Below are 12,433 nucleotides of genomic sequence, written 5' to 3' on the forward strand. Positions count from 1 at the left end.
GCCACGATCGCAAAAATGAATTCGGCTGGCGCTCGTTTTCGAATGTCGCAACGGTATCCAGAGGCGTTCCGCTGGAGGACTTTTTCCGTCAGGCGGAAAGCATCCACGGGCGCGACCTTCGCATCCACAGTGGTGGCGCGCTTACCTCGTCGACGTGCCGGCAACGCTGGCCCAATTCAGGAGACACCAATGAGAAGACGTCAAGTGCTCGTGGCCGGCGCCGGAACCGCCGCCATGTTGCTCCCCCCTTTCGTGCGCGCTCAATCCGCATTTCCCCCCGGCGTGACCGCAACCGAGATTCGCCTCGGGCAGACCAATCCTTACAGCGGTCCGCTGTCCCAGTATTCCGCTTTTTTCGGCAAGACGCAGCTCGCGTACTGCAACTACGTGAACGACCAAGGGGGGATCAACGGGCGAAAGATCAAGCTGATCAGCTACGACGACGGATACCAGCCGGCGCGGACGGTGGAGCAAGTACGCAAGCTGGTGGAGAGCGATGGCGTAGCGGCCATGCTGCAAATCGCCGGAACTTCGCTGAACCGTGCGGTCGTACGCTACCTGAATACAAAAAAAATCCCGCAGATCTTCTGTGGCACCAGCGGTGATGGATTCGCGGAACCGCAGACGCAGCCGTACACCATGCCCCTCCAACCAACTGCGCGAATGGAAGCCAAGGTCTTTGCCAAGTACATGCTGCAGAGCCACAAGGGCAAGAAAATCGGCGTCCTGTACCAGCAGGACGAAATCGGTGCCAGTGTTCGACAGGGTTTGCGTGAGGGGCTGGGCGCGGGCAACGAGCAACTGATCGTGAGTGAGCAGTCCTACCAAACTTCCGATACCACCGTCGACTCCCAGGTGTTGAACCTGAAGGCGTCGGGCGCAGAGATCTTCTACAACTCCGCGACGCTCAAACACTGCGCCATGGCAGTCAAGAAGGCCCAGGAAGTCGGCTGGGAACCCCCCATGTTTCTCCTGAACACTTCAGCGGCTGTCAACAAGGTCCTGAAGGAATCGGGCGGCAGCCTCCCGGAAGGGTCTATCACCAGCCATTGGCACAAGAGTCCGGTCGACCCGGCATGGGCAAGCGACCCGGCGATGGTCGAGTGGAAGGGCTTCATGAAGAAATACTATCCGGAGGGCGACGCGGACGAGCCCAACTGCGTGCTCGGCACCTGCTTTGCACAAGCGATGTTTCATGTCCTGAAAGCCTGCGGCAATGACTTAAGCGGCGAGAACATCCTGAACGTGGCGCGCAATCTGAAAGGCGTGCAACTGCCACTGGTGCTTCCCGGCATCACGCTGAACACGTCACCCACGGACTACTACCCCATCGAGCAGCTGCAGCTCGCGCGAAGCGAAAAGGGAAGTTGGAGGGCGTTTGGCCAAGTGATCAGTGTGTGAACGCACAAGGGGGAGTGGTCGACTTTGTCTGCCACTCGCCCGCGACTGAATGCTTCCCGTATTCCATATTCGAGAGCGGCTTTCCGTCAGCTGTCGGAGACGCGAACACGTACGTTGCATCCGAGCCCTGCCACTGCCTCACCAAGCCCATCTCGCGCCGCTTTCCGGATCGCGCGGTGAAGCGGAAGATGAAGGTGCGTGGAATCGCGGCGCTCCCGCAACAGGAGACCGCCGCCGTCGCCGTCCTCAGTCCCAACATAGGAGCAAACGATGATCGGTTTATTCAAACGTGTATTGGGGGCGGCTGTAAGCGCCTTGGCCTTAACCGTTGTGCCTGCGCTAGCGCAGACGGCGCAATATCCAAGCCGGCCCATCACGCTGGTCGTTCCGTTTCCAGTCGGGACCATCCCCGACATCGACGCGCGTCTTCTGGCACAGACCCTGACGGCGAAACTTGGCCAATCCGTCGTAGTCGAGAACAAGCCTGGCGCTGCTGGCATCATAGGCACGCAGTACGTCGCCAATGCGAAGCCCGATGGCTACACGCTTCTGTGGGGGACGTCTGGCCCGCTGGCGTCGCACCCATCTCTGTACAAGAAGCTTCCTTATTCGCTCCAATCGTTCACCCCAGTAAATGGGCTGAATGCAGTCCCGCTCATTCTCGTCGTCAATTCATCGAAGAATATCAAGACGCTGGAGGAATTCGTGGACTACCTGAAGAGCAATCCCGGAAAAGGCACCTTCGGGTCCCTGGGAGTAGGCAGCGGAGCTCATCTGACGGGCGAGTTGTTCCAAGCGGCTACTGGAACAAAAATGATTCACTCACCCTACAAGGAAGGCGGCGCCTTGTATGCGGATTTGCTCGCCGGGCGAATCGATGCGGTCTTCGATTTTATTCCGACCATGCGGGAGTACATGAAGGCGGGCAGCGTAGTCGCTGTCGCAGCAACTGACCGCTTGAAAGGATACCCTGGCATACCGGCTTTCCACGAAAAGGGTTTCGATGTTCAACTTACTACATGGCAGTCGATTGTGGCCCCAGCTGGAACGCCTGCTGAAATCGTGCGGAAGTTGTCAGCAGCAATCCAGTCAGCTGGCGCCGAGCCGGAGATCATCAAGTTCGATAGTGGGAACGAGCAGGCATCCCTTTACGCCTTGGGACCAGACAAGCTGCGTGATTTCATTGTCAAGGAGACAGATGTGTATCGCGCGATCATAAAAAAGGCACGGGTAAGTGTGGACTGATCTCGTCAGTCAACAAGGATCGACATGAACCGCCCGCAGAATGCCGCAAGCAGTGCGACGAAGCTGCGAACTTCGGCTGCCAGCGACTCGAGCTTTCGGAAGGTCACACCTCAACCCAACCCGGACGATCGATGACCTCTGCAGGACCAAAAGTTTGCCTGATCACGGGCGGCGCATCCGGCCTTGGCCGTGCGACCTCGCTGCGTTTCGCCAGCGCGGGCTATGACGTCGTCATCGGCGACCGCGACACCGCGGGCGGCGAGGAAACCGTGGCGCAGATCCGCACAGACGGAGGAAGCGCAACGTTCTTGCGTACGGACGTCGCGCTTCCCGCAGATGTCCAGGCGCTGGTCGACCAGGCCATCCGCGCGCATGGCCGCCTCGACTGTGCCGTCAACAATGCCGCCATCGAGGGAAGACGCAGTTTCCTCGCTGATTATCCCGAGGAGGAAGCCAGGCGCCTGTACGACGTCAATTTCATGGGTGTGTTCACTGCCATGAAGCACGAGATCAAGGCGATGCTCAAGACCGGCGGTGGCACCATCGTCAACGTGGGTTCGACCTCGGGTCATCGGGGCACCCCCCGAATGGCTGCGTACTGCGCGACGAAACACGCCCTGGTCGGGTTGACCAAATCTGCCGCGCTCGAATACGGAGAGCAGGGCATTCGCGTCAACATCATTGCTCCGGGGTCGTTTCGCACCCCCATGAGCGAGCGGCTTTACGGCAAGGACATCGATACCGCCATGTCATCGGTGACACCGCTTCGACGCGTCGGCTCGGCGGCAGAGGTGGCCGAGGCCATCTATTGGCTCGCTTCGCCCGCGGCCTCGTTCGTGACGGGAGCGTCGCTCAATGTCGACGGCGGAATACTTGCAGGGCCAGTGATGGGCGTCAGCGCGCTTTGGAAGGTGGAATAGTCACAGGAACCTGGCGTCTGATGAGTCGGCTTATGTGACTGGTTCGGAACTCATTGTTGACGGCGGAGCCCTTGCGGTCTGACGCCTTATCGACGCCAATGCTTTATTGGATAGCGTGTTGCTTAATACAAGGACGACGGATGACTGCTTATATAATTTTCACGCGTGAACGCTCCCGAGACGAGGGCGAGATGGCCGAATATCGTAGGATAGCGCGTAACTCGTTTGGCGGCCATGAAAGCAAGATGCTCGCCGCATATGGGAGATGCGAAACCCTTGAAGGACCGGAAGCCGGTGGCGCGGTGATCCTGGAATTTCCCACCTTCCAAGCGGCGAAGGCATGGTATGACAGCCCTCAGTATGTCGAGGCGCGTCGGCATCGACAATTGGGCGCCGATTACCGCGTGCTCATCGTCGAAGGTAAGTGAGAGAAGTGGCGCCGAAAATCTGAGCAGCGTCCCAGATCACCGAGTGGCGCAGGCAGTTGCTTGAGAACGCTGCCGGTGCGTTGGGTGGCAGCACGGGGCGGTTGAGCCAGTGGACCTCGCGCCGCTGCACGCCAAGATCGGCCAGCTTACGCTGGAGAACGATTTCTTAGAACGCGCGCTCACCAAAGCGGGATTGCTGAGCGCAAGCGATGATCGAGCGCGTGTAGCTCAAGGCCTACGACAGTGCCAGCGCCGCGCGCGGCGACATCGCTGAATACCTAGCTTGGTACAACGCCCAGCGCTCGAAGCCAGGCGAGAGGCGGGGTGGCATGCGGGTCGTGAGGCGGCGCGCCTCCTCACGAGTGTGACCCGAGCGCGGGAGGGTTCAGTTCACGCGGCGCGTGTGGCCCTTCCAGTACGGCTCGCGCAGTACGCGCTTGAGGATCTTGCCCGACGGGTTGCGCGGCAGCGCCTCGATGAAGTCGATGCTCTTGGGGCATTTGTAGCCGGCCAGGCTCTTGCGCGCGAAGGCAAGCAGATCGGAAGCGGTGACCTGCGTGCCGGGCCGCAGCACGACCACCGCCTTGACGGCCTCTCCCCAGCGCTCGTCAGGCACGCCGATGACGCCGACGTCGGCGACCGCCGGATGCTCGGCCAGCACCCGCTCCACCTCGGCGGGGTACACGTTCTCGCCGCCGCTGATGATCATGTCCTTCAGCCGGTCGTGGATCGAGAGGTAGCCTTCGGCGTCGAGGCTGCCGATATCGCCGGTGTGGTACCAGCCGTCGGTCAGCACGGCGGCGTTGGCTTCGGGGCGGTGCCAATAGCCCTTCATCACCGAGCCGCAGCGGATCCAGATCTCGCCCGCTTCGCCGGTGTCGGCGGTGGTGCCGTCGAGCCGCACGATGCGCAGCTCGACGCCCGGCAGCACCCGGCCGCACGAGGCCAGCACCTGCGGCCGGTCGGGGTCGTGGTCCTCGTGCGGAAGCACGGTGGCGATGCAGTCGGTCTCGGTCATGCCGAACATTTGCAGGAACACCGGGCCGACGGCGGCGAGCGCGCGCCGCAGCAACGCCGGCGTGATCGGCGCACCGCCGTAGCAGATGGTGTCGACGCTTGCGAAGTGCCTCGCATCGAAGGTCGGGTGGTCGAGCACGAACTGCAGCACCGCCGGCACCATCGACGTCTTGGTGACGCGGTGGCGTGCCATCGTCTGCATGATCAGCTCGGGCTGCGGCTCTCTCACCAGCACCAGCGTGGCGCCCATGTAGACCGCGTTCATGCTGTAGCAGGCGCCGCCGGCATGGAACTGCGGCAGCACCGTCATGCAGACGTCGGTGTTCTTCCACGGGCCGAGCTGACCGGTAGCGGCGCGCGAGTTTGCCGATAGGACCTGGCGGTGCGTCAGCTCGGCGCCCTTCGGCAGGCCGGTGGTGCCGGAGGTGTAGAGCTGGATCACTACCTCGTCGGGGTCGGCGGGCAGGTCGGGGTCGACGTCCGACTGGGCCGCGATCCAGTCCTCGTAGGCGCGTGCGCCCTCGTGCGGCCCGTCGACCGAGATCGCCAGCTTCAGCCGTGGCGCCGCGGCGCGCAACGCCGGCAACAGCGGCAGATAGTCGACCCCGACGAAGAGCACCTCCGCCTCGGCGTCGTCGAGGATGAAGCTCATCTCGGCGACGGTGAGGCGCCAGTTCACCGGCACCAGCACGTGGCGTGATTTGGCCACCGCGAGCTGCACTTCGGTAAAGCAGTTGCTGTTCTTGCCCAGATACGCCACGCGCGCTTGCGGCGCGAGACCGGTGGCCAGCAGCGCCTGCGCGACGCGGTTGGTGCGACGGTCGAGCTCGGACCAAGTCGACGAGCGCTCTTCGAACACGAGCGCCGTGCGGTCGGGATGATCGGCCGCGTGCACGCGCGGCAGGTCGGCTGTCGTGTGCAGGCGAGTCATGGACACAACCCGTAGACCGACCGCGCCGTTCCAGAGAAGAGATCGCGCTTCTCATCTTCGCTGTAGCCCGAACAAATCAACTTGAAACCATTCCAAACAGCGCCGTAGGAATAGAGCGCTCCATCGACGGGGAAATTACTTTCGAACATGCATCTTTTTGTGCCGAACGTTTCGATGCAGAAGCTGATTCTCGACCCCCACCGCTTAGCCAAGGCCACGGAGGTGGGCTGATCGTCGCTACGCGCGACACCGGTTGCTGGCCATCCGACCGCGCCGAGCTTTAGGTAGACATTGGGCCGTTCAGCGAGAGAAGCCAAGCTTGATCGCCACTGTCTGTCCGAGTCATTCGAGTGTCGCTCGTACATGCCCACCATCAGCGGGCCGCCAAAGTGGTCAACGACAATGCGGACGTCCGGAAAGTCATCTGCCAAAGCGACAACTTCATGCAGCTGCGGATGGTAGACCCACGCGTCGAAGGCGAGGTTCGCCTTCGCGAACTGAGCGAATCCATCGCGCCAGTTGGGTGTCGACATGATTCCCGGTTGGCGGGCGGATCTGTGGGCGGGCACCGCGGGATCGTTGTCATACGCCGTCGAATGGCGGATACCAACGAGCCGACCGCCCGCGATGTTGATCATGTCCTCGAGATCACGGCTTACCGCTCGCCCCGCAGTCAAGTCGAGATGCCCGACGATGCCCATGATCTGCGGCTTCAGCTCAGACGAAGACGTGATGGATGCGACGACCCTTGACACTTCGTCCGCTGGAGCTTTCAGAGTTCCCGTGTTGGACCCCCAGCCGCACTCCACGAAGACGCTTCCAACAACATTGTGGCCAGAGGCTGCAACATCCGCGCAAAAATCTTCAAGCAGGTAGGCAGGACCTTCGCGGTTGTCCCACAGATGATGATGCGGGTCGATGATCTCGAGTTGCGGCTCCAGCGGCGCCTCCTCGGCGCGGAATGCGGTCACAGTTTGTCTCCTTGAATGTGGGCGAAGGGCCGAGCTCATGCCCGTGGGCGGACTGATGACGTGCACGACAGCCATGCCCACGGCCTGCAAAGCTGGTCCTTGCCTTGCCATGCACGGATGCTTTCGGCCTCGCGCAGCGTCAGTTGGATCTCGTCAAGACCCAGCAGCAGCGCTTTCCGCTGCTGGACGTCAATCACGAACGGGGTCACCTCACCGTCGGGCGACGCAACCGTGCACTGCTCAAGATCCACAGTGAAGTGCCCCCCCGCAGCGGCGGCCCTCGCAACGGCCTGGATGCGTGCGAGCGGCAGCCGAATCGGGAGCAAGCCGTTCTGGATGCAGTTGTTGAAGAAGATGTCGCCAAAGCTGGGCGCGATCACGCAGCGGACGCCGCGCTCCATGAGCGCCCACACCGCGGCTTCACGGGATGAGCCGCAGCCGAAATTGGCGCCGGCCAACAGGATGGGGGCGGTCCGGAATGCGTGCTCGTTGAGGACGAACGCGGGGTCTTCGGAACCGTCCGACCTGAACCGAAGCGCTTCCAGTGCGTAGGGACCCAACTGGTCACGGTCGAGAGCTGCCAGCCGTTCGATCCGGATGATCACGTCCGTGTCGATGTTGTCGCGCAGAAGAGGTGCAGCCGGACCGGTAACCTGTGCGAATGGAATCATGGGCATGACAAGCTCCTTGGATCGGCGATGCAACCGGCGATCGCGGAGGCCGCAGCGGTCGCCGGGCTGGCGAGGTGCGTGCGCGCACCGGCCCCCTGGCGGCCGACGAAGTTCCGGTTCGAAGTGGAAACGCAGCGCTTGCCGGGCGGCACCTGCTCGCCATTGACCGCGACGCACATGCTGCAGCCCGGCTCCCGCCACTGGAAACCCGCATCGACAAAAACCTCGCGCAGACCTTCCGCCTCGGCAGCGCGCTTCACAGACTCGGAGCCCGGCACCACCCATGCAGTCACGCCCGGTGCCACATGCCGGCCGCGCACAACGAGCGCAGCGGCACGCAGGTCCGAGAGGCGCGAGTTCGCGCAGGACCCGATGAACACCCAGTCCACCGGAGTCCCGGCAATCGGGGTGCCAGCGCGCAGACCCATGTATTCGAGCGCTGCCAATGCGTCCGCCGATCGTGTGGCAGTAGCCGGAATGACGTCCGTGATGGAAGCCGCGTCCTGCGGACTCGTCCCCCAGGTCACCATTGGCACCACGTCGGCAGCATCGAACACCTCTTCGCGTGCGAAGGCCGCGTCCGGGTCGGTGTGCAACCCGCGCCAGTAACTCGCTGCCGCTTTGAAGGACTCACCCTTCGGCGCTTTCGGTCGCCCCTCGACCCAGGCCAGCGTGCGCTCGTCCGGCGCGATCAGGCCGAAGCGCGCGCCCAGTTCCACTGCGAGATTACAGAGCGTCAGGCGCTCCTCGACCTCGAGTGCTTCGACGGCTGTCCCCGCAAACTCGATCGCGTAGCCGGTGCCTGCGGCAGCGCCGAGTCGACCGATAAGGTAGAGAGCGAGGTCCTTGGCAGTCACCTCTGGGGCGAGCCGACCTTCGCAGCGAATGCGCATCTGCGCGGGCTTCTTCTGGCGAACGGTCTGTGTCGCCAGCACATGCACGCTCTCGGACGTGCCGATCCCGAACGCCAGCGCGCCAATGCCACCGTTGGTGCACGTGTGGCTGTCGGTGCAGACGACCGAGAGACCCGGAAGCACGATGCCCTGCTCCGGCGCCATGACGTGCACGATGCCATGAGCTGGATCGCCGATGTCGAAGAATTGCACTCCGGCGGCTTGCGCACCGCCACGCAACGCGTCGTGCAGGCGCCCGCCGAGCGGGAAGGTGGTGCTCACGCGGCCCGGCGCGCTGGCCATGGAGTGGTCGGGCGTCGCAAACGTGAGCTCGGGATTGTGCAGTTCCAGCCCCCGCCGCGCCAGTTCAGCGAACGCCGGCCCGCCGCCGAGATCATGCATCAGGTGGCGGTCGACGTGCAGCAGTGCCCAGTCGTCGCCCAGATCGCGCACCACGTGCGCGGCCCAGAGCTTGTCGAACAGCGTTTCGCCAGCCATTTCAGCCGCGCGCGCCCGCATTGAAGCGCTCGCGCAAGTCGTTCCACTCGTCGGAACCGAAGCGGCGGAACAGGTCGCCGACGGTCATGCCCGCGTCCGGCGGCTGCCCGGTCGAGCGCAAATGCGCGAGCGCGTTCTCCCCGGCCTGGACGGCGGCCATCAGCAGGAGTCCGGGCACGATCGCCAGCTTGTAACCCATTCCTTCCGCCTGCTCCATGCTAACCGGGGGCGTCTTGCCACCCTGGACGGCGTTCAGCAGGCACGGTCCCCGGACCCGGCGGGGGATGGCGGAAAGCTCGTCGACGGACTCCGCGGCTTCCACGAATGCCATGTCCGCGCCCGCGTCCAGCGCGTCGTTCGCGCGCGAGATCGCCTCGTCCAGGCCAAGCGTGGCCCGGGAATCGGTGCGGGCGATGATGACGAAGTCCGGCGAGCGCCGGGCCTGCGTGGCCGCGCGGATCTTCGAAATGAACTCCTTACGAGGGGTCACGAGTTTGCCGTCGAGGTGACCGCAGCGCTTGGGCGACTCCTGGTCCTCGATGTGGATCGCCGCCACGCCACGCGCTTCGTACGCCCGCACGGTGCGCGTGACGTTCAGCTCGTTGCCGTAGCCGGTGTCCGCATCGGCAATCAGCGGCAACTGCACTGCGGCGGCCATTCGCGCGGCGTTTTCCACCATTTCACTCATGGAGAGCAGGCCAAAGTCCGGGAAGCCGCAAGCGGCCGAGGTTCCCGCGCCGGTCATGTAAACGGCGCCGAAGCCGGCTTGCGCGATCAAGCGGGCACCTATGGCGTCATAGGCACCGGGAGCGACGAGCATCCGGTCGGAAGCAAGCTGCTGTCGCAGCAGGGCAGAAGGACTCACGTGGATCCTTGTTCGGTTGAAGTTGTAGCATTGTTATAGTATTATTAACTCTATCCCCGGTCAACCCCGGAGCTAAACCCCCATGAAGCCAAACGGACTTTCCCGCGAGACCAGCGTCGCGCGTTCCACCGGAACGGCGCTGCACCGCCAATTGTTCGTGGTGCTGCGCGACGAGATCGCGCGTGGCATGTATGCGGGTACGGGAGCGCTGCCCAGCGAAGAAGGTCTCTGTGACCGCTTCGGTGTTTCGCGCATCACGATCCGGCGGGCGCTCGCGGACTTGGCGGCGCTCGGAGTGGTTGAGCGCCGCGCCGGCCGAGGCACCTTTGTCACAGGTGGGCCGCAGCAGGCGCGCTCGATGCCCAATCTGGGCGTCATGGACTCGCTGCGCCAAGTCGCCGCCGAAACCGAGGTTCGCGTGCTGGGCGCCGAGCGTGTGGCGCCCTATCCCGACATCGCAGCGCTGCTGCACCTAGAGGATGGCGAGCCCGCGTTGCATGTTTTCCGGGTGCGAAGCTCCTGCGGGGCGCCGATCATGTTCACCGAGGCGTGGGTGCCCGGGAGCGTGGGCAAACGGATCACGATGGCTGCCATGCGCAGGAGGGCGTTGTACGAGATCATGCAGGACCTTGGTGTGCATTTCGGCCGCGTGATCCAGGAGATCAGCGCGCAGACGGCGAGCCCTGAAGTGGCCGCGCATTTGCAGGTGGATATCGGTTCGCCGCTGATCAAGCTTGTGCGCCTGATGCACGATCAGGACGCGCGCCCTGTCCAGCATCTGACCACCCTCCTGCCCCCCGACCGCAGCCGGATCCTGATGGACATTCCGGGCGACAAGATCGATACGCTGGACGCGGGCCGCATCGTGCATGACATCTCGGCGGCGCCCGGCCGAATTTCCAGATCACGAAAGAAATAATGCCCTTGAAGACGATTGCCGCCGAATTTGCGGCGCACGCAGAACCGCTGCTGATCAAGAGCCTGCTGCGCACGCCGCTGCTGGTTGCCGGCGACCAGGAGATTGTCTACCGGGACCGGGTCCGCTACACGTACCGTGATCTCAAGACTCGCATCGCCAAGCTTGCCAATGCCCTGACCGGCATCGACGTGGGCCATGGCACCACTGTGTCCATCCTCGACTGGGACAGCCACCGGTACCTGGAGTGCTATTTTTCGGTACCGATGCTCGGGGCGGTCCTGCACACGGTGAACATCAGGCTGGCGCCGGAGCAGATCGAGTACACGATCGGGCATGCGAATGCCGAGGTCGTGATCGTCAACCGGGAGTTCCTGCCGGTGCTCGAGCCGATGCTGGGGAGGTTGAGCGCCGTTCGCGCCGTGCTCGTGATCGACGAGGATGCGCGCCCCGGCACCAGCCCGGAGCGGTTCCACGGGGAATACGAAGCGCTCCTGTCGCAAGCGAGCGGCACGTTCGAGTTCGAGGACTTCGATGAAAACGCGGTCGCGACGACCTTCTACACTACCGGGACCACGGGCATGCCGAAAGGCGTGTGTTTCACGCATCGACAGCTGGTCGTCCATACGCTTGCGACACTGGGCGCCCTCGCGAGCGCGCCGGATGGGCAAAGCCTTCGTCAGGGCGACGTGTACATGCCGATCACCCCGATGTTCCACGTTCACGCCTGGGGCATCCCGTATGTCGCCACCGTCCTCGGCGTGAAACAGGTCTACCCGGGGCGCTACGAGCCTCGTGCGCTGATCGAGCTGCGACGGCGCGAGGGCGTCACCTACTCGCATTGCGTGCCGACCATCCTGCAGATGGTGCTGGACTCGGCAGCGGAGTGCGGCGCCGACCTTTCCGGGTGGAAGATGATCATCGGCGGTGCTGCCCTGGCGCGAGGACTGCTCGAGCGGGCATTGGGGCAAGGCATGGAAGTGTTCGCGGGCTACGGAATGTCCGAAACCTGCCCTTTCCTCACCTTGACACGCGTCACGCAAGGGCTGCAGGGTGAAGACGCACTGGCGGCGCGGGGCAAGACGGGCCTGCCCCTGCCCTTAGTGGAACTGCGTGTGGTGGACGAGCAGATGCGGGACGTGCCCCGCGACGGCAGCACACCCGGCGAGATCGTGGTGCGCGCACCTTGGCTTACACAGTCGTATGCCGGGGACGCCGAGGCGACCCGGTCCTTGTGGCGCGGTGGGTATCTGCACACGCAGGACATCGGGTGCATGGATGCACAGGGATGTGTCCAGATCACGGACCGCCTGAAGGACGTCATCAAGACTGGTGGTGAATGGGTCTCATCGCTGTCAATCGAGGACATCATTTCACGTCATTCCGGCGTCGCCGAAGTGGCGGTGGTCGGCGCCGCGAGCGAGAAGTGGGGCGAACGGCCAGTCGCGTTCGTGGTCGCACGTGCCACGGCCGACGCGAGCGGAATGCCTGAGGCCATCCGCCGACACGTTGCGTCCTACGCTGCCAAGGGCTTGGTTTCGAAATTTGCGGTTCCGCAGCAGGTGATGCTCGTGGAGGCGCTGGACCGCACCAGCGTCGGCAAGATCGACAAGAAGGCCATGCGCAGCAGGTGCGCCGTGCTGCCCTGAAGGTGCAGCTTTCAGCGTGCGCCCCCAC

Annotated in this window: 11 protein-coding genes and 1 pseudogene; 7 read left to right on the plus strand and 5 right to left on the minus strand. The window is 63.6% G+C overall.

Annotated features, from left to right (window positions below; all coding sequences use genetic code 11):
• Nucleotides 1-189 precede the first annotated feature (189 nt).
• From AC1DNF_RS00595 to AC1DNF_RS00615, 5 genes and pseudogenes are all read left to right on the plus strand, one after another.
• A complete protein-coding gene (locus AC1DNF_RS00595; RefSeq protein WP_478146582.1) occupies nt 190-1,401 on the plus strand; it encodes an ABC transporter substrate-binding protein in 1,212 nt (403 codons plus the stop codon).
• A 270-nt stretch (nt 1,402-1,671) separates the two neighbouring features.
• Nucleotides 1,672-2,646, plus strand: a complete 975-nt coding sequence (locus tag AC1DNF_RS00600) for a Bug family tripartite tricarboxylate transporter substrate binding protein (RefSeq protein WP_478146583.1) — start codon at nt 1,672-1,674, stop codon at nt 2,644-2,646.
• Between the two features lie 131 nt (nt 2,647-2,777).
• Nucleotides 2,778-3,566, plus strand: coding sequence for an SDR family NAD(P)-dependent oxidoreductase (locus tag AC1DNF_RS00605; RefSeq protein WP_478146584.1), 789 nt, complete (start codon nt 2,778-2,780; stop codon nt 3,564-3,566).
• 140 nt (nt 3,567-3,706) lie between these two features.
• Entirely contained in the window at nt 3,707-3,994 is a 288-nt protein-coding gene (locus AC1DNF_RS00610) for a DUF1330 domain-containing protein (RefSeq protein WP_478146585.1), read from the plus strand.
• Between the two features lie 29 nt (nt 3,995-4,023).
• A pseudogene (locus tag AC1DNF_RS00615) lies at nt 4,024-4,201 on the plus strand (transposase); the annotation flags it as partial.
• A 178-nt stretch (nt 4,202-4,379) separates the two neighbouring features.
• Here the strand turns inward: AC1DNF_RS00615 and AC1DNF_RS00620 are convergent.
• The 5 genes from AC1DNF_RS00620 to AC1DNF_RS00640 are packed head-to-tail and all read right to left on the minus strand — an operon-like array spanning nt 4,380 to nt 9,840.
• Nucleotides 4,380-5,942 (minus strand): long-chain-fatty-acid--CoA ligase, encoded by a 1,563-nt coding sequence (locus tag AC1DNF_RS00620; RefSeq protein WP_478146586.1) that lies wholly within the window; start codon nt 5,940-5,942, stop codon nt 4,380-4,382.
• The gene (locus AC1DNF_RS00625; RefSeq protein ID WP_478146587.1) at nt 5,939-6,913 is read right to left on the minus strand and encodes an amidohydrolase family protein; all 975 of its coding nucleotides are present in this window, start codon (nt 6,911-6,913) and stop codon (nt 5,939-5,941) included. Before AC1DNF_RS00625 ends, AC1DNF_RS00620 begins: the two co-directional genes overlap by 4 nt.
• A gap of 35 nt (nt 6,914-6,948) precedes the next feature.
• Complete coding sequence (leuD, locus tag AC1DNF_RS00630) at nt 6,949-7,584, minus strand: 3-isopropylmalate dehydratase small subunit (RefSeq protein ID WP_478146777.1); 636 nt, start codon at nt 7,582-7,584, stop codon at nt 6,949-6,951.
• A complete protein-coding gene (locus AC1DNF_RS00635) occupies nt 7,581-8,975 on the minus strand; it encodes a 3-isopropylmalate dehydratase large subunit (protein ID WP_478146778.1) in 1,395 nt (464 codons plus the stop codon). Before AC1DNF_RS00635 ends, leuD begins: the two co-directional genes overlap by 4 nt.
• Before the next feature lies 1 nt (nt 8,976).
• Nucleotides 8,977-9,840, minus strand: coding sequence for an isocitrate lyase/PEP mutase family protein (locus AC1DNF_RS00640; protein ID WP_478146588.1), 864 nt, complete (start codon nt 9,838-9,840; stop codon nt 8,977-8,979).
• An 82-nt stretch (nt 9,841-9,922) separates the two neighbouring features.
• Between AC1DNF_RS00640 and AC1DNF_RS00645 the strand changes: the two genes are divergently transcribed.
• Together AC1DNF_RS00645 and AC1DNF_RS00650 are read left to right on the plus strand one after the other, a co-directional pair.
• Nucleotides 9,923-10,759 (plus strand): GntR family transcriptional regulator, encoded by an 837-nt coding sequence (locus AC1DNF_RS00645; RefSeq protein ID WP_478146589.1) that lies wholly within the window; start codon nt 9,923-9,925, stop codon nt 10,757-10,759.
• A 5-nt stretch (nt 10,760-10,764) separates the two neighbouring features.
• On the plus strand, nt 10,765-12,405 hold the full coding sequence (locus tag AC1DNF_RS00650; protein ID WP_478146590.1) for a fatty acid--CoA ligase: 1,641 nt from the start codon (nt 10,765-10,767) through the stop codon (nt 12,403-12,405).
• The last annotated feature ends 28 nt before the right edge of the window (nt 12,406-12,433 follow it).

It is taken from the genome of Variovorax sp. 01T432 (assembly GCF_056398605.1).